Below are 16,257 nucleotides of genomic sequence, written 5' to 3' on the forward strand. Positions count from 1 at the left end.
TGGGGGGTGTCCCCGCAGGACGAGCGCGCAACCACCGGGTACAGCCGAGATGGCCCGTCACGCGCGAGCCGAGGAGACACCCGCCGGCGGCCCCGCACCCCCACCCCCGGACCCGACCCCGCCCCGGCGAAGCCGAACCCAGCCCCGCCGGCGCTTGAGGCGCGGGGTCTGGGGCGGAGCCCCAGGGGCCGTAGCCGGGTCAGATGCCCAGGGACGCCACCGTCAGCTTGGCCACGGCCTCCTTCTCGCCGTCCAGCGTCACCGACGCCGCCGCCTGACGGCCGAAGCAGAACAGCGTCAGCTCCCCCGGCTCGCCCGTCACCGTCACCACCGGCGCACCCTTGCGCGCCACCACCGTCCGCCCGTCGGGACGCCTCAGCACCAGGCCCACCGGCGAGCGCCGGCCCGTCAGGCGGGCCAGCTTCTCCAGCCGGGACCACAGCGCGTCGGAGAAGACCGGGTCCAGCTCCCGCGGGGTCCAGTCCGGCTGCGCCCGGCGGACGTCCTCCGCGTGGACGTAGAACTCGACGGCGTTCGCCGCCTCGTCGATCTGCTTCAGCGCGTACACCGACATCCTCGGCGGGCCGGTCCTGATCAACTGGATCAGTTCCTCGTACGGCTTGGCCGTGTACTCCTCCATCGCCCTGTCCAGGCGGGCCTTCAGCACGTTCAGCAGCAGGCCGCCCGCCGCGTCCGGCCTCCGCTCGCGGACCACCACGTGTGCGGCCAGCTCGCGACAGGTCCAGCCGGCGCACAGCGTGGGGGCCTCCGGACCGGCCGCCTCCAACAGGTCCGCCAGGAGCAGACGTTCACGCTTCGCATGGGTAGACATGCGGGCCAGCCTACGGCGGGAACCCGCCGAACACCCGCCCATCAGGCGGACGGGGATCAGCACCCCTGCCCCGGCCCGGCACAATGTCCACATGAGTACGTCCCCCCGCCCCGGCAACCTCGACCCCGCCATCGCCGCGCGCCTCAAGCGTTCCGCCGACGGTCTGGTCCCGGCCATCGCCCAGCAGTACGACACCGGTGAGGTGCTCATGCTCGGCTGGATGGACGACGAGGCCCTGCACCGCACCCTGACCACCGGCCGCTGCACCTACTGGTCCCGCAGCCGCCAGGAGTACTGGGTGAAGGGGGACACGTCGGGTCACTTCCAGCACGTGAAATCCGTCGCGCTCGACTGCGATGCCGACACCGTGCTCGTCCAGGTCGACCAGGTCGGAGCGGCCTGCCACACCGGGGCGCGCACCTGTTTCGACGAAGATGTCCTCCTCCGCGCAGCCGACTAGGTAGGGTCCCCCGAAATGGATCTTGAGACGTTCCGCAAGCTCGCGGCCGACCGCCGCGTCATCCCCGTGAGCCGCAAGCTGCTGGCCGACGGGGACACCCCCGTCGGGCTCTACCGCAAGCTGGCAGCCGAACGCCCCGGCACCTTCCTCCTGGAGTCCGCCGAGAACGGCCGCTCCTGGTCCCGGTACTCCTTCATCGGGGTCCGCAGCGACGCCACCTTGACCGCCCGGGACGGCCGGGCGCACTGGATCGGCACCCCGCCCGTCGGCGTACCCACCGACGGCGACCCCCTCGATGCCCTGCGCGCCACCGTCGAGGCCCTGCACACCCCCCGCGACCTCGCGGGCGGCATGCCGCCCTTCACCGGCGGCATGGTCGGCTACCTCGGCTACGACATCGTCCGCCGCCTGGAGCGCATCGGCGAGCACACCGCCGACGACCTGGAGCTGCCCGAGCTGACCATGCTGCTCACCTCCGACCTGGCGGTCCTGGACCACTGGGACGGCACCGTCCAGCTCATCGCCAACGCCATCAACCACAACGACCTCGACTCCGGGGTCGACGAGGCGTACGCGGACGCCGTGGCCCGCCTCGACGCGATGGAGGCCGACCTCGCGCGGCCCGCCCCCTACGTGCCGGCCGCGCTGCCCGCCAGCGAGCTGCCCGAGTTCTCCGCCCTCTGGGGCGGCGAGAAGTACCAGGCGGCCGTCGAGGACATCAAGGAGCGCATCCGGGCTGGCGAGGCCTTCCAGGTGGTGCCCTCGCAGCGGTTCGAGACCCCCTGCCACGCCTCCGCGCTGGACGTCTACCGGGTGCTGCGGGCCACCAACCCGTCCCCGTACATGTACCTCTTCCGCTTCGAGAACGGCTTCGACGTGGTCGGCTCCAGCCCCGAGGCGCTGGTCAAGGTCGAGGACGGGCGGGCCATGGTCCACCCGATCGCCGGCACCCGCCACCGCGGCGCGACCCCGCAGGAGGACAACGACCTCGCCGACGAGCTGATGGCCGACCCCAAGGAGCGCGCCGAGCACCTGATGCTCGTCGACCTGGGCCGCAACGACCTCGGCCGGGTCTGCGAGCCGGGATCGGTGGAGGTCGTCGACTTCATGTCGATCGAGCGCTACTCCCACGTCATGCACATCGTCTCCACCGTGACGGGGCGCGTGGCCGAGGGGAAGACCGCCTTCGACGTGCTCACCGCCTGCTTCCCGGCCGGCACCCTCTCCGGCGCGCCCAAGCCCCGCGCCATGCAGATCATCGAGGAGCTGGAGCCCTCCCGCCGCGGCCTCTACGGCGGCTGCGTGGGCTACCTGGACTTCGCCGGGGACTCCGACACGGCCATCGCCATCCGCACCGCCCTGCTGCGCGACGGCACGGCGTACGTGCAGGCCGGAGCCGGTGTCGTCGCGGACTCGGTGCCCGAGCTGGAGGACAACGAGTGCCGGAACAAGGCGGCCGCCGTGCTGCGCGCGGTCGGAGCGGCGAACCGCCTCCACGGCTCCTGAGGGCGTAGGGGATAGTGGGGTACGTGAGTGCCCTACCCCCGCCCCCGCCCCGAAACGACGCCGACGCCGAGTCCGAGGCTCCCGACAGCCGCGGCGGCCGCCGCAGTGTGGCCGTCGCCCTGCTGCTCGGCGCCCTGGGCGCCACCGTCGTCCTGCTCGCCTCCGGCCGGACCTGGGCCCGGGGCACCGCCGCCATCGGCAGCGACTCGCTCCAGCTGACCGCCGACGGGCGGGCCGTCACCGGCCTGCCCGCCGCCCTGGCCATCGTGGGCCTCGCCGCACTGGTGGCCGTCTTCGCCGTACGCGGCAAGAGCCGGCTGCTGGTGTCGGGGCTGCTCGCGCTCAGCGGCCTGGGCGCGGCCCTGTCGGCCGTTCTCGGCGCCGACGGCCGCCGCGCCCTGGACGCGCAGGCCGCCCGTACGACCGCCGACAGCGCCGCGCACGTGGCCGGGCTGACCCAGACGACCTGGCCCTACGTCACGGCCGCCGGCGCGGTCCTGATCCTGGCGGCCGGTCTGCTGGCCCTGCGCTTCGGCCGGAGCTGGCCCTCCATGGGAGGCCGCTACGAGCGTGACGGCAGCCCGCGCGCCCGGACTGTCGCAGCGGTTGATCCGGACCGGCCGGAAGATCTGTGGAAGGCTCTGGACCGGGGCGAGGACCCGACCACCGGCCCGGGCGCCGACCGGGCCCACTGATCCGACCCCCCTGGACGGCGAAGCCGCCCGGTGCGGGACAATGGTCGCCGAGCGTCCGACACAGACCGCACGTTCGACACAGCAGCGCGACAGAGCAACGAGGAGCAACTCATGGCGGGCACTAGCCACGGACACACCCCGGCCGCCTGGACCGGTGTCATCATCGCCTTCATCGGTTTCTGCATCTCCGGCGCCTTCATGGTGCTCGCGAACCCGCTCGGCTTCTGGGCCGGTCTCGTCGTCGTCGCGCTCGGCGGTGTCGTCGGCCTGGGGATGAAGGCCGCGGGCATGGGCGCGCCGAAGGCCGCCCACAAGGACCTCGCCGAGGTCATCGCCGCTTCCAAGGTTCCCGCCAAGGTCTGAGCGCGCGAGCGGCGCGGTCCGTAGGGACGCGGTCCGAAGCAACGCAGCCGAAAGGCGCGGCCCCGCCGGGCTGCGCCTTTTGTCATGAGCGGAGAGAATCAGCAGGTGGACGCCTCTCGTACCCCCGATGCCCCGCCGTCACCGGCACCCGTGCCGGCGGGCCCGGGGCGGCCCGCCGAGCGGCCGTCCCGGGCCCGGCGGCTCGCCGTCCCGGCGTTCTACCTGGCCGGGGTGACGGCGGCCTTCGCGTACGTGGGCGCCGTGGATCCCAACGAGCCCGGCCACTACCCGGTGTGCCCGCTGTTCCGGCTGACAGGCGTCCTGTGCCCGGGCTGCGGCGGCCTGCGCAGCGCGCACGCCTTCGCACAGGGCGACCTGGTCACCGCTCTCGGGGCGAACGCGCTCGCGGTCGCGGGCTATTTCGTCTTCGCGGGATTCATGGCCCTGTGGCTGGTCCGCGCGTTCCGCGGCGGGCCGACCCCGAGGATCGTCCTGCGTGCGAGGTACTGGTGGGCGCTGGGTGCGCTGGCACTGGTTTTCGTCATTGTCCGAAATCTTTCTTTCGGCTCCGCTCTGGCGCCCTGAGCCCCCTGGGCAGGCCCTATGAAGCACGGATTCCGAATGTCCAGTTACTGGGACAGCGTCAACCGCGTGCGGAGGGCAACGCCTCCTGCGGATACCATTTGAATGCCGACCTTGCTTCTGTACTTGTCTGCAAGGCGGCCGACCGTCATCGACCCGGAAGGGGGCCGCTCGCGTGAGTGTGCTCGACGAGATCATCGAAGGGGTCCGCGAAGACCTTGCCGAACGGCAGGCCCGCGTGAGCCTCGACGAGCTCAAGGAGCGTGCCGCCAAGGCGCCCCAGGCCAAGGACGGCGTCGCTGCTCTGCGCGGCGACAGCGTCAAGGTGATCTGCGAGGTCAAGCGCTCCAGCCCCTCCAAGGGCGCGCTGGCCGCCATCGCCGATCCGGCCGGGCTCGCCGCCGACTACGAGGCGGGCGGTGCGGCGGTCATCTCCGTCCTCACCGAGCAGCGCCGGTTCGGCGGCTCGCTGGCCGACCTGGAGGCCGTCCGCGCCCGCGTGGACATCCCGATCCTGCGCAAGGACTTCATCGTCACGGCGTACCAGCTCTGGGAGGCCCGCGCCTACGGCGCCGACCTCGTGCTGCTGATCGTCGCGGCCCTGGAGCAGGAGGCCCTCGTCTCCCTCATCGAGCGGGCCGAGTCCATCGGTCTCACCCCGCTCGTCGAGGTCCACGACGAGGAGGAAGTGGAGCGCGCGGTCGCCGCCGGTGCCAAGATCATCGGCGTCAACGCCCGCAACCTCAAGGACCTCAAGGTCGACCGCTCCACCTTCGAGCGCGTCGTCGGCGAGATCCCGGACCACATCGTCAAGATCGCCGAGTCCGGCATCCGTGGCCCGCACGACCTGATCGCCTACGCCAACGAGGGCGCCGACGCCGTCCTCGTCGGGGAGTCCCTGGTGACCGGCCGCGACCCGAAGGCGGCCGTGGCCGACCTCGTCGCCGCCGGCGCCCACCCCGCCCTGCGCCACGGGCGGAGCTGACCCGTACCCATGGCCCACGACCGCTCCTGCGTCCGCACCCGGCCGGGCTCCCGCCCGGCCGCCGTGCCGACGGCTCACGCGCCCCTGGCGCGCGGCTGCCGCCCCCGCGGCTGCCGCGCCCCGGCCCGGCGCGTGCACGGGCGGCGGGTCCGGTACGTGATCGGCTCCGAGCCCGGTCAGGTCAACGGCATGCGATGGCGCCGCGGAGGCGCGCTGTAACGAGGGCCGCCGCGGCCCGGTACGCGAGACGTACCGCGCCGCGCGCAGCTCCCGTACGGCCTGACGTCCCGGGCCGCCGGCCCCGGACGCGGGCCGTCCCGCACCGTACGCCCGACATCCCCCAGCGGGGTGTGCGCGGCACGGGCGGGCGGCGCAATACGGTGAATCCACCCCGCCGCATCTCGCACCCGTAGGAGCACTGGACATGTCCAGCGAGTTCTTCATCCCGGACCCGGAGGGTCACGTTCCCAACGCCGAGGGTTACTTCGGCGACTTCGGCGGCAAGTTCATCCCGGAGGCGCTCGTCGCCGCCGTGGACGAGGTCGCCGTCGAGTACGAGAAGGCCAAGGGCGACCCGGCCTTCGCGGCCGAGCTCAACGACCTCATGGTCAACTACACCGGCCGCCCGAGCGCCCTCACCGAGGTGCCCCGCTTCGCCGAGCACGCCGGCGGCGCCCGGATCTTCCTCAAGCGCGAGGACCTGAACCACACCGGCTCGCACAAGATCAACAACGTGCTGGGCCAGGCGCTGCTCACCAAGCGCATGGGCAAGACCCGCGTCATCGCCGAGACCGGCGCCGGCCAGCACGGCGTGGCCACGGCCACCGCCTGCGCGCTCTTCGGCCTCGAGTGCGTGATCTACATGGGCGAGATCGACACCCAGCGCCAGGCGCTCAACGTGGCCCGCATGCGCATGCTGGGCGCCGAGGTCATCGCCGTGAAGTCCGGCTCCCGGACGCTGAAGGACGCCATCAACGAGGCGTTCCGCGACTGGGTCGCCAACGTGGACCGGACCCACTACCTCTTCGGCACGGTCGCCGGCCCCCACCCCTTCCCGGCCATGGTCCGCGACTTCCACCGGGTCATCGGCGTCGAGGCCCGCCGCCAGATCCTGGAGCGCACCGGCCGACTGCCGGACGCCGTCGCGGCCTGCGTCGGCGGCGGCTCCAACGCCATCGGCCTCTTCCACGCCTTCATCCCGGACACGGGCGTCCGCCTGGTCGGCTTCGAGCCCGCCGGGCACGGCGTCGAGACCGGCGAGCACGCGGCCACGCTGACCGCCGGCGAGCCCGGGATCCTGCACGGCTCCCGCTCCTACGTCCTCCAGGACGAGGAGGGCCAGATCACCGAGCCGTACTCCATCTCGGCCGGCCTGGACTACCCGGGCATCGGCCCGGAGCACTCCTACCTCAAGGACTCCGGCCGCGGCGAGTACCGCGCGGTCACCGACGACGCGGCGATGCAGGCCCTGCGCCTGCTCTCGCGCACCGAGGGCATCATCCCGGCGATCGAGTCGGCGCACGCGCTCGCGGGCGCCCTGGACCTCGGCAAGGAGCTGGGCAAGGACGGCCTGCTGGTCGTCAACCTGTCCGGTCGCGGCGACAAGGACATGGACACGGCCGCCCGCTACTTCGGCCTGTACGACACCGACGGTGAAGTCGCCGCCGACGAGTTCTCCGAGGGGGACGACAAGTGAGCTCCACACACGGGCGCGGCAACATCGAACTGCTGAGCGCCACCCTCGCCAAGGCGAAGTCCGAGGACCGCGCGGCCCTCGTCGCCTACCTCCCGGCGGGCTTCCCGACCGTCGACGGCGGCATCGAGGCGGTCAAGGCCGTCATCGCCGGAGGCGCGGACGTCGTCGAGATCGGCCTGCCCCACAGCGACCCGGTCCTCGACGGGCCGGTCATCCAGACCGCCGACGACATCGCCCTGCGGGGCGGCGTCAAGATCGCCGACGTGCTCCGCACGGTCCGCGAGGCCCACGAGGCGACCGGCGCCCCCATCCTGGTGATGACCTACTGGAACCCCATCGACCGCTACGGCGTCGAGCGGTTCACCGCCGAGCTGGCGGCGGCGGGCGGCGCCGGCTGCATCCTGCCCGACCTGCCGGTGCAGGAGTCCGCGCTGTGGCGCGATCACGCGCAGAAGCACGGTCTGGCGACCGTCTTCGTCGTGGCTCCCAGCAGCAAGGACGCCCGCCTCGCCACCATCACGGCGGCCGGCTCCGGCTTCGTCTACGCCGCCTCCCTCATGGGAGTCACCGGCACCCGCGAGTCCGTCGGCAACCAGGCCCAGGACCTGGTCCGGCGCACCCGCGCCACCACCGAGCTCCCCGTCTGCGTGGGACTCGGCGTCTCCAACGCCGTACAGGCCAAGGAGGTCGCGGGCTTCGCCGACGGCGTCATCGTCGGCTCGGCCTTCGTGAAGCTGCTCCTGGACGCGCCGGACCTGCCGGCCGGGCTGGACGCGGTACGGGCGCTCGCCGGCGAGCTCGCGGAAGGCGTACGCCGGAGCTGACGCGCGTTCGATCACAGCCACGGATGTCTGATCGGGTTCTGTAGCCCGATCGGGTGGAAGTGCGGGCAGGGAGGCACGCGCGTGCCTCCCTGCTTCGTTTGGCGGGACGTGAGCGAGAAGAACGACGGTGCGAACCGCGATGCGACGAAACGATCGGCCCGGGAACGACTCCTCGTGGAGCGCGAGCGGCAGAAGACCCGGGACAAGCGCCGGCGGACCCTCGTCGTGGCGGCGGCGGTGGTCGGCGTCCTCGGCCTGGCGACCGTCGTCGGCGTGATCGCGGCCAACACGGGCAAGAGCGGCTCCGCCAAGGCGGGCCCGGTGGTCGCCCCTTCCGGGGCCACCGGGAAGGACGCCCTCGCCATCCAGGCGGGCAAGCCCGAGGCGAAATCCTCCCTCACCGTGTGGGAGGACTTCCGCTGCCCCTCCTGCAAGTTCTTCGAGGACAACTACCGCGATGTCATCCACGACCTCGAAGCCAAGGGGCTGCTCAAGGTCGACTACCACCTGGTCACGCTCATCGACCGGAGGATGGGCGGTGGCGGCTCGCTGAAGGCGGCCAACGCGGCCGCCTGCGCGCAGGACGCCGGCAAGTTCACCGAGTACCACGACCTCCTCTTCCAGAACCAGCCGCAGGAGACCGACGACGCCTTCGGCAAGAACGCCAAGCTGCTGGAACTGGCGGGCAAGGTCGACGGGCTGGACACCCCCGAGTTCCGCTCGTGCGTCGAGGACGGCACGCACAACAGCTGGGTGGCCAAGTCGGACACCGCCTTCACCACCGGAGGGTTCCGGGGCACCCCGACCGTGCTGCTGAACGGCAAGGACATCCTTTCCGACCAGGCCAACCAGGTGACCCCGCAGAAGCTGAAGGAGCAGGTGGAGGCCGCGGCCAAGGGCTCGGGAGGCGCGGACGCCGGGGCCGGGGCCGGGGCCGGGAAGGCCTCACCGTCGGGCAGCGCGACCCCCGTATCCGGAGCGAAGGCCGCGGACAAGGCCGGCGACAAGGCCGCGGACAAGGCCGGGGCGAAGGCCTCGCCGTCGGCCTCGCGTACGGGATCGGGCGGATCCTCGTCCGGCGGATCCTCGAACCGGTCCACCGCCGGGACCTCCGGCAGTTCCTCCAGCGGGTCCTCGCAGGACTGACCGCGGCCGGCTCCAGGTCTGGATTTGGTTTCGTCTTGCCGGGCGGGTTGCGGTGCGCACCGCCCGGCAAGGTAGCGTCATGTCTGCCATGGACCTTGCTTACATCCCCAGTCCGTCGACCGGCGTGATCCATCTCGGACCGATCCCGCTCCGCGGCTACGCGTTCTGCATCATCATCGGCGTCTTCGTCGCCGTCTGGCTCGGCAACAGGCGATGGATCGCGCGCGGCGGAAAGCCGGGCACGGTCGCGGACATCGCCGTGTGGGCCGTGCCCTTCGGCCTGGTCGGTGGTCGCCTCTACCACGTGATCACCGACTACCAGCTCTACTTCGGCGCCGGCCGCAACTGGGTCGACGCCTTCAAGATCTGGGAGGGCGGACTCGGCATCTGGGGCGCCATCGCGCTCGGCGCGGTCGGTGCCTGGATCGGCTGTCGCCTGCGCGGGATCCCGCTGCCGGCCTGGGCGGACGCCCTGGCCCCCGGTATCGCGCTCGCCCAGGCCTGCGGACGCTGGGGCAACTGGTTCAACCAGGAGCTGTACGGCCGGGCCACCGACCTGCCGTGGGCGGTGGAGATCAGCGCGGGCCCGAACCGGGACGCCGGCACCTACCACCCGACCTTCCTGTACGAGTCGCTGTGGTGCATCGGTGTCGCGCTGCTGGTCCTCTGGGCCGACCGCCGCTTCACGCTCGGCCACGGACGGGCCTTCGCCCTGTACGTCGCCGCGTACTGCGTCGGCCGCGGCTGGATCGAGTACATGCGCGTCGACGAGGCGCACCACATCCTGGGCCTCCGGCTGAACGTCTGGACCTCGATCGTCGTCTTCGTCCTCGCGGTCGTCTACCTGGTGCTGTCGGCGAAGCTGCGGCCGGGCCGCGAGTCGGTCGTCGAGCCGGACACCGGTGCCTCCGGCGGTGAAGGCGGGGACGCGGCGGCATCGTCGCAGACGAAGGGCACGGGAACCGAGGGCAAGCCCTCGGACACCGATGGCTCTGCCACCGACGGGGCCGAGGCCAAGGCCCAGGCGTCCGTTCTGGCGAAGGGCGAGCCCGCCAAGGCCGATCTGCGCAAGGCGCAGCCCGCCGAGGGCGGCGCCCCGGGGGCCGGGACGCTCTGACCCGAAGGTCCGAGAAGGGGGGTGTCGCGTACGCGGCACCCCCCTTTTCCGCTGTGGCTGCCGTGACGAGCCCGGCGGCGGCAGCCGAACTCAGGCCCGCCGGCGTGTGAGGCGCGGGGTCCGGGGCGGAGCCCTGGGACATGGCGCCGCGCGCGGTCTCGGCGGGTCACCAGGCGGGGTCCGGGGCCGGAGCCCGCGGGGCGGGGGCTCCGCCCGGCGGTCGCCGGGTCAGCGGGCCGCCATGCGAGCGGCGAGCTCAAGGGTGCGGTGCGCCGCCGCCACCACCGCCGGATCCACGAACCGCCCGTCGGGCAGGGCCAGCGCACCCGGCGTGGCGCGGGCCGCGCTCAGCACCTCCACGGCGGCGCTGACCTCCTCGTCCGCCGGGAGGTAGGCCCGCTCGATCACCGGGAGCTGGCGCGGATGGATCGCCGCCCGGCCGAGGAAGCCCAGGGAGCGGCCGCGGGCGCACGAGACGGCCAGCGACTCCAGGTCCCGGATGTCGGGGAACACCGACTGGGCCGGGGGCGTCAGCCCCGCGGCCCGGGCAGCGACCACCACCCGGGACCGGCACCAGTCCAGGCCCGTCTCCGCGCTGACGGCCAGGTCGGCCCGCAGGTCCGCCTCGCCGAGGGAGAGCCCGCGCAGGGCGGGGTGCGCGCGGGCGATCTCGTACGCGCGCTCCACGCCCACGGCCGATTCGAGCAGGGCGTGCAGGTTCACCCCGCCGGTGCGCTCGGCGACGGCCGTGATCTGCCCCGGAGCGCTGATCTTGGGCAGCCGCAGCCCCGCGAGTCCGTGCAGTCCCCCCAGCGCGGTGAGGTCGGCGCCGCCCCAGGGAGAGTCGAGGGCGTTGACGCGGACGTGGACGGGGAGCGGGGGCCGCTCGGCGAGCAGATCGGCGGTCGCGGCGCGCGCGTACTCCTTGCGCGAGGCCGGTACCGCGTCCTCCAGGTCGACGATGACGGCGTCCGCCCCGCAGCCGAGGGCCTTGGCGACCACCTCCGGACGGTCGCCGGGCGCGTACAGCCAGGTCAGGATCACAGGGCTCCCTCGGTCCGCAGTGCGGTGATCTCGGCCTCGGACAGACCGAGCTCGGTCAGGACCTCGTCGGTGTCCGCGCCGTGCGGGCGGCCCGCCCAGCGGATCCCTCCCGGGGTCTCGGAGAGCCGGAAGAGGACGTTCTGCATGCGCAGCGGGCCCAGCTCCGGGTCCTCGACCTCGGTGACCGTGTCGAGGGCCGCGAACTGCGGGTCGGCCATCACGTCCCGGACGTCGTAGACCTGGGCGACGGCGGCCTCGGCGTCCTCGAACGCGGCGACCACCTCCTCGGCCTTGTGCCGGGCGATCCAGCCGCCGACCGCCTCGTCCAGCACGTCCGCGTGCCGGGCCCGCCCGGTGCCGGTCGCGAACCAGGGCTCGGCGATCAGCTCGGGCCGGCCCACCAGCCGCACCACCCGCTCGGCGATGGACTGCGCGGAGGCGGAGACCGCCAGCCAGCGCCCGTCGGCACTGCGGTAGGTGTTGCGGGGGGCGTTGTTCGTGGAGCGGTTGCCGGTGCGCGGCTGGACGTAGCCGAGCTGGTCGTACCAGAGCGGGTGCGGGCCGAGCACGGTGAGGATCGGCTCGACGATCGCCAGGTCCACGACTTGACCGTGCCCGGTGCGCTCCCGTCCGGCGAGGGCGGTCATCACGGCGTACGCGCAGGTCAGCGCAGCGATGGAGTCGGCGAGCCCGAAGGGCGGCAGGGTCGGCGGCCCGTCCGGATCCCCGGTGATCGCGGCGAAACCGCTCATCGCCTCGGCGAGCGTTCCGAAGCCCGGACGATGGGCGTACGGGCCGTGCTGGCCGAAGGCCGTGACGCGTGCGAGGACCAGGCGCGGGTTGGCGGCGGACAGCTCGGGCCAGCCCAGCCCCCATTTCTCCAGGGTGCCGGGGCGGAAGTTCTCGACGACCACGTCGGCGGTGGCGGCCAGGCGCAGCAGGGTGTCCCGGCCGCCCGGGGTGGACAGGTCGAGGGTCATCGTCCGCTTGTTCCGGCCGAGGAGCTTCCACCACAGGCCGATGCCGTCCTTGGCGGGGCCGTGACCGCGCGAGGGATCGGGACGGCCGGGGTGCTCGACCTTGACGACCTCGGCGCCGAAGTCGCCGAGCAGGGTGGCGGTCAGCGGCCCGGCGAAGAGGGTGGCCAGGTCGAGCACGCGCAGCCCTTCCAGCGGCCCGGGGGAGGTCACGAGGCGGCTCCGCGCTGCGCCGCGGCGAACGCGTCGGTCTCGGCGCGGGTCGGCATCGAGTCCTGGGCTCCCGGGCGCTGGACGGAGAGCGCGGCCGCCGCCGAGGCCCAGCGCAGGGCCTCGGGCATCGGCCGGCCCTCGCCCAGGGCCACGGCGAGGGCCCCGACGAAGGTGTCCCCGGCGGCGGTCGTGTCCATGGCCCGCACCCGGGGCGCGGGCACGGTCAGCGGCTCCCGGCCGCGGGCGGCGTACAGGGCCCCCGCCGCTCCGAGGGTGATCACCACCTCGGGCACCGCGGCCAGCAGGGCCTCGGCGGCCAGGAGCGGGTCGGTGAGCCCGGTGAGGGCCGCCGCCTCGTGCTCGTTCGGGACGAGGAGGTCGGTGGCGGCGAGCAGATCGGCGGGCAGCGGCTGGGCGGGGGCCGGGGTGAGCACCGTACGGACGCCGTGCGCGCGGGCGGCGCGGGCCCCGGCGAGGACGGCGGCCAAGGGCAGTTCGAGCTGGAGGAGGAGGGAACCGGCGGCGGCGATCCGGGCCTCGTCGCCCGTCTCCAGGCCGGTGACGGCGGCGTTCGCGCCGGGGATGACGATGATGCTGTTGCCACCCTCGTCGTCCACCGTGATGTGGGCGGTGCCGCTGGCGCCCTCGACGGTGCGCAGGGCCGCCGTGTCGACCCGGGCCGCGGTGAGGGCGGAGCGCAGCCGTACGCCGAACTCGTCGGCCCCGACCGCGCCGATCATCACCACCTCCCCGCCGGAGCGGGCGGCGGCGACGGCCTGGTTGGCGCCCTTGCCACCGGGGACCGTGCGGAAGGCCCGGCCGGTGACGGTCTCCCCGAGGCGGGGAGCCTTGGGGACGTAGGCGACGAGGTCCATGTTCGTACTGCCGAGCACGGCGATGGCCGTCATGAGCGTGCTGCCTCCTGTGCGGTGAGATGGGCGAGGGTGTCGAAGCCGATGCCGTCGAAGCCGGGGACGGTGGTGGCGAGGCGGTTCTTCAGGGGCGCGGTCCAGCGGTGTGGGAGGGCCTGCGGGGAGCCGGTGAGCAGCCCGGCGAGGGCGCCGGCCGTGGCCCCGTTGGAGTCGGTGTCCCAGCCGCCGGACACGGCGCGGCAGACGGAGCGGGTGAAGTCCCCGTCGGCGTGGGTGAGGGCGGCGGCGATCAGCGCGGTGTTGGGGACGGCGTGGACCCAGTGGTAGTGCCCGTAGCGGGCGTGCAGCCGGTCGACGACGAGGTCGAAGTCCTCCGGCTCCGCGCGGGCCGCCCGGATCCCGAAGCGGACGGCCTCGGCGAGGCGCGAGCGGGGCGGTACGAAGGCCAGCCCGGTCCCGAGCGCGGTGTGGACGTCCGACCGGCCGGTGGCGGCGGTGGCGGTGGCGGCCGCGACGAAGAGGGCGGCGTAGACGCCGTTGCCGGTGTGGGTCAGGGCGGCGTCCCGGTAGGCCTGGGCCGCGGCGGCGGCCGGATCGCCCGGATTGGTCCAGCCGTGGACGTCGGCGCGGATGAGGGCGCCGATCCACTCGCGGAAGGGGTTGTGGTGGCTGGCGGTGAGGGGCGGCTCCAGACCGAGGAGGAGATTGCGGTAGGCGATGCGCTCGGCGGTGAAGGTCCGCCCGGCCGGCAGCTCGTCCAGCCAGAGGCGGGCCACATCGGCGGTGGTGAAGCCCTTGCCGTGGCGCTGGAGCAGGAGCAGGCCGAGGAGGGGGTAGTTGAGGTCGTCGTCCTCGGGCATGCCGTCGATGTTCTCGGCGAGGGAGGTGGGGGCGGAACGGCGGTTCCAGGGGTGGGCGGCCAGCACCTGGGGCGGTACGCCGCGTTCGCTGAACCAGTCGTTCAGCGGCCAGTTGCCGGCGGCGCGGGCCAGTGCCCGGATCCCCTCCAGGGGCAGCTTCTCGACGGGCTTCCCGAGCAGACACCCGACGGCCCGCCCCACCCAGGCGGCTTCCAGCCGGGCGGCCTCCGGCCCGGTCCGCAGGAGGGGTTGCGAGCCCGCGCCGCTCGGCGGTTGCACTGGGCGGGTGCCGGCCGGCGGTGCGGCCTCTGCTGCGCGGGCCGGTGCGGGGCGCGGGGCGGTGGCCCCTGCGCCCAGACCTGCGGTCGAGTATTCGCCCGGATGCGCCGCCGGGTCCGGGAGGCCGGTGGGGCGCACCGCCGGTCCGCAGGGGGTCGGCTGCCGGGCATCGGGCGCGGGCAGGGCCTCCGCTGCGCGGGCGGGGCGCGGGGTGGCGGCCCCTCTCCCCGGCCCTGCGGGCGGGCGGGCCGCCGGGTTCGGCAGGCCGGTGCCCCCTTCCCCGGGAGCGGCGGCTGCGCGGCCGGCCGGCTGCGGCTCCCGCCCCGGCCCGCCGGTCCGGCCGTCGGTGTCGGTCGCGTGGGCGCCCGGCATCGGGCCGGTCCGGCAGGCAGCCTCGATGGCCGGCCAGGACTGGGGTTCGTCGGTTCCGGAGGGGAGCGGGAGTTGTGCCAGGGCGTCCAGGAGGCGGGTGGCCAGGGCGCGGAGCTCCGGTGGGGCGGGGGTGGGGGAGGCGCCCGCGCGGTCCGGGGCACGGTGGCCGCCCGCCGCGAGCCAGGCGCGGAGGGCGGCGGCCGGGTCCCGGCCGTCCTCCGCGGCCTGGCGCAGCTCGTGCCCGACGAGGTCCTCGGGCTGGGCCCAGGTCAGCCGGACGGCCGTCATCGGGTGTCCGCGATCGCGGTGAAGGCCGACTCGTGGGACCGGCGGCGGGAGCGGTCGAGGGCGAAGATCTCCCGGGCCACCGCGGCCAGTGCCTCGGCCGGGGCGTGCAGGTCGAGGCGGCTGGCCTCGGCGACCTGCTTGGCCCAGGCGGCCGGGACCACGGCCTCGCCGCCCAGGGCCCCGGCGATCGCCCCCGCCATGGTGGCGATGGAGTCGCAGTCCCGGCCGTAGTTGACCGCGCCGAGCACCGCGGTCTCGTACCGCCCGTCCGCGACGAGCAGCATCCCCAGCGCGACCGGGAGCTCCTCGATGGCGTGCAGGCGGGAGGGACGGCGGGCGCCGAGCGAGGGGTTGCGGTAGTCCGGCCCGACCGAGTCGTACGGGGTCACCGCCGCCCGCAGCGGGGCCAGCGCCGACTCGAAGCCCCGATGACCGGCGGCGACTTCGCGGACGGCCGCGATCGCGTCGCGCGTGCCGTCCTTGGCCAGGGACAGGGCCGTGTCCACCACCGAGGCGGCCGTCGCCCCCGGCACGCACGCGGCCGCCACCGCCGCCGCGAACACGCCCGCCGCCTCCCGTCCGTACGAGGACTGGTGCGCGCCGGCGATGTCCAGGGCCTCCGCGTACGCGCCCGCCGGATTGCCGGCGTTGGCGATGCCGACCGGCGCCATGTACATCGCCGCGCCGCAGTTGACGATGTTGCCGCTGCCGGCCTCGCGGGGGTCGGCGTGCGCGTAGTGGAGCCGGGTCACGATCCACTTCTCGGCGAGGAAGATCCGCTGCAACGGCAGTGCCTCGGCCTCCAGTTCCGGGATCCAGCGGGGCGTGGACATCAGGTCGGGGACCAGGTGCTCGGCGATCGCGTAGGCGTCGAGGTGGTCCCGTACGGCCTCGTAGACCCGTACGAGCGCGTGCGTCATCAGGGTGTCGTCCGTGACGTGCCCGTCGCCCTTGTGGTACGGCGCGATGGGGCGGGCCGTGCGCCAGTCCTCGTACCAGGGGCCGACGATGCCGTGCACGCGGCCGCCGTGCCGTTCCACGATCTGGTCCGGGGTCCAGCCCTCCACCGGGCCGCCGAGCGCGTCGCCGACGGCGGCTCCGACGAGAGCGCCGCGGGCCCGGTCCTCCAACGTGAGCGTCATGTCC

At 74.0% G+C, this 16,257-nt stretch carries 16 protein-coding genes and 1 pseudogene; 11 read left to right on the forward strand and 6 right to left on the reverse strand.

Annotated elements, in window-relative coordinates; all coding sequences use genetic code 11:
• Positions 1-199: 199 nt before the first annotated feature.
• Positions 200-832, reverse strand: a complete 633-nt coding sequence (locus tag ACZ573_RS21195; protein ID WP_471306419.1) for a TIGR03085 family metal-binding protein — start codon at positions 830-832, stop codon at positions 200-202.
• 91 nt (positions 833-923) lie between these two features.
• Between ACZ573_RS21195 and hisI the strand changes: the two genes are divergently transcribed.
• From hisI to lgt, 11 genes and pseudogenes are all read left to right on the forward strand, one after another.
• Positions 924-1,292 carry a phosphoribosyl-AMP cyclohydrolase gene (gene hisI, locus ACZ573_RS21200; RefSeq protein WP_030012381.1) on the forward strand — a complete coding sequence of 123 codons (369 nt, stop codon included), beginning with the start codon at positions 924-926 and terminating at the stop codon, positions 1,290-1,292.
• 15 nt (positions 1,293-1,307) lie between these two features.
• Positions 1,308-2,798: an anthranilate synthase component I gene (locus ACZ573_RS21205; RefSeq protein ID WP_351159577.1), complete on the forward strand. Its 1,491-nt coding sequence runs from the start codon at positions 1,308-1,310 to the stop codon at positions 2,796-2,798.
• Between the two features lie 14 nt (positions 2,799-2,812).
• Positions 2,813-3,493: a TIGR02234 family membrane protein gene (locus ACZ573_RS21210; RefSeq protein WP_471306423.1), complete on the forward strand. Its 681-nt coding sequence runs from the start codon at positions 2,813-2,815 to the stop codon at positions 3,491-3,493.
• A gap of 111 nt (positions 3,494-3,604) precedes the next feature.
• A complete protein-coding gene (locus tag ACZ573_RS21215; protein ID WP_030773215.1) occupies positions 3,605-3,856 on the forward strand; it encodes an HGxxPAAW family protein in 252 nt (83 codons plus the stop codon).
• Positions 3,857-3,940: 84 nt separating this feature from the next.
• Entirely contained in the window at positions 3,941-4,441 is a 501-nt protein-coding gene (locus ACZ573_RS21220) for a DUF2752 domain-containing protein (protein ID WP_471306427.1), read from the forward strand.
• A 172-nt stretch (positions 4,442-4,613) separates the two neighbouring features.
• Complete coding sequence (gene trpC / locus ACZ573_RS21225) at positions 4,614-5,423, forward strand: indole-3-glycerol phosphate synthase TrpC (protein WP_030012837.1); 810 nt, start codon at positions 4,614-4,616, stop codon at positions 5,421-5,423.
• 9 nt (positions 5,424-5,432) lie between these two features.
• Positions 5,433-5,642 carry a tryptophan biosynthesis modulator TrpM gene (gene trpM / locus ACZ573_RS21230; protein ID WP_301371718.1) on the forward strand — a complete coding sequence of 70 codons (210 nt, stop codon included), beginning with the start codon at positions 5,433-5,435 and terminating at the stop codon, positions 5,640-5,642.
• 205 nt (positions 5,643-5,847) lie between these two features.
• Positions 5,848-7,119, forward strand: a complete 1,272-nt coding sequence (gene trpB, locus ACZ573_RS21235) for a tryptophan synthase subunit beta (protein ID WP_471306430.1) — start codon at positions 5,848-5,850, stop codon at positions 7,117-7,119.
• A complete protein-coding gene (trpA, locus tag ACZ573_RS21240) occupies positions 7,116-7,943 on the forward strand; it encodes a tryptophan synthase subunit alpha (protein WP_471306433.1) in 828 nt (275 codons plus the stop codon). Before trpB ends, trpA begins: the two co-directional genes overlap by 4 nt.
• Before the next feature lie 108 nt (positions 7,944-8,051).
• Positions 8,052-8,843 (forward strand): annotated as a pseudogene (locus ACZ573_RS21245) (DsbA family protein); the annotation flags it as partial.
• Between the two features lie 334 nt (positions 8,844-9,177).
• A complete protein-coding gene (lgt, locus tag ACZ573_RS21250) occupies positions 9,178-10,206 on the forward strand; it encodes a prolipoprotein diacylglyceryl transferase (protein WP_471306803.1) in 1,029 nt (342 codons plus the stop codon).
• 228 nt (positions 10,207-10,434) lie between these two features.
• Here lgt and ACZ573_RS21255 read toward each other — a convergent pair whose 3' ends face one another.
• The 5 genes from ACZ573_RS21255 to ACZ573_RS21275 are packed head-to-tail and all read right to left on the reverse strand — an operon-like array spanning position 10,435 to position 16,253.
• Positions 10,435-11,250 (reverse strand): HpcH/HpaI aldolase/citrate lyase family protein, encoded by an 816-nt coding sequence (locus tag ACZ573_RS21255; RefSeq protein ID WP_471306435.1) that lies wholly within the window; start codon positions 11,248-11,250, stop codon positions 10,435-10,437.
• Positions 11,247-12,440, reverse strand: coding sequence for a CaiB/BaiF CoA transferase family protein (locus ACZ573_RS21260; protein ID WP_471306438.1), 1,194 nt, complete (start codon positions 12,438-12,440; stop codon positions 11,247-11,249). Before ACZ573_RS21260 ends, ACZ573_RS21255 begins: the two co-directional genes overlap by 4 nt.
• Positions 12,437-13,348 (reverse strand): ribokinase, encoded by a 912-nt coding sequence (gene rbsK, locus ACZ573_RS21265; protein ID WP_471306441.1) that lies wholly within the window; start codon positions 13,346-13,348, stop codon positions 12,437-12,439. The genes ACZ573_RS21260 and rbsK overlap by 4 nt, the downstream gene beginning before the upstream one ends.
• Positions 13,345-15,111, reverse strand: coding sequence for an ADP-ribosylglycohydrolase family protein (locus ACZ573_RS21270; protein WP_471306444.1), 1,767 nt, complete (start codon positions 15,109-15,111; stop codon positions 13,345-13,347). Before ACZ573_RS21270 ends, rbsK begins: the two co-directional genes overlap by 4 nt.
• Complete coding sequence (locus ACZ573_RS21275) at positions 15,108-16,253, reverse strand: ADP-ribosylglycohydrolase family protein (RefSeq protein WP_471306447.1); 1,146 nt, start codon at positions 16,251-16,253, stop codon at positions 15,108-15,110. The genes ACZ573_RS21270 and ACZ573_RS21275 overlap by 4 nt, the downstream gene beginning before the upstream one ends.
• Positions 16,254-16,257 lie beyond the last annotated feature (4 nt).

Source organism: Streptomyces sp. NPDC040545 (assembly GCF_055595065.1).

What these genes read in the sequence shown, in the direction of transcription:
- ACZ573_RS21270 (WP_471306444.1), bottom strand. Translation starts at nt 15,111, where the DNA reads ATGACGGCCGTCCGGCTGACCTGGGCCCAGCCCGAGGACCTCGTCGGG.
- ACZ573_RS21205 (WP_351159577.1), top strand. Translation starts at nt 1,308, where the DNA reads ATGGATCTTGAGACGTTCCGCAAGCTCGCGGCCGACCGCCGCGTCATC.
- rbsK (WP_471306441.1), bottom strand. Translation starts at nt 13,348, where the DNA reads ATGACGGCCATCGCCGTGCTCGGCAGTACGAACATGGACCTCGTCGCC.
- ACZ573_RS21220 (WP_471306427.1), top strand. Translation starts at nt 3,941, where the DNA reads ATGAGCGGAGAGAATCAGCAGGTGGACGCCTCTCGTACCCCCGATGCC.
- hisI (WP_030012381.1), top strand. Translation starts at nt 924, where the DNA reads ATGAGTACGTCCCCCCGCCCCGGCAACCTCGACCCCGCCATCGCCGCG.
- ACZ573_RS21275 (WP_471306447.1), bottom strand. Translation starts at nt 16,253, where the DNA reads ATGACGCTCACGTTGGAGGACCGGGCCCGCGGCGCTCTCGTCGGAGCC.
- lgt (WP_471306803.1), top strand. Translation starts at nt 9,178, where the DNA reads ATGGACCTTGCTTACATCCCCAGTCCGTCGACCGGCGTGATCCATCTC.
- trpM (WP_301371718.1), top strand. Translation starts at nt 5,433, where the DNA reads ATGGCCCACGACCGCTCCTGCGTCCGCACCCGGCCGGGCTCCCGCCCG.
- ACZ573_RS21215 (WP_030773215.1), top strand. Translation starts at nt 3,605, where the DNA reads ATGGCGGGCACTAGCCACGGACACACCCCGGCCGCCTGGACCGGTGTC.
- trpB (WP_471306430.1), top strand. Translation starts at nt 5,848, where the DNA reads ATGTCCAGCGAGTTCTTCATCCCGGACCCGGAGGGTCACGTTCCCAAC.
- ACZ573_RS21195 (WP_471306419.1), bottom strand. Translation starts at nt 832, where the DNA reads ATGTCTACCCATGCGAAGCGTGAACGTCTGCTCCTGGCGGACCTGTTG.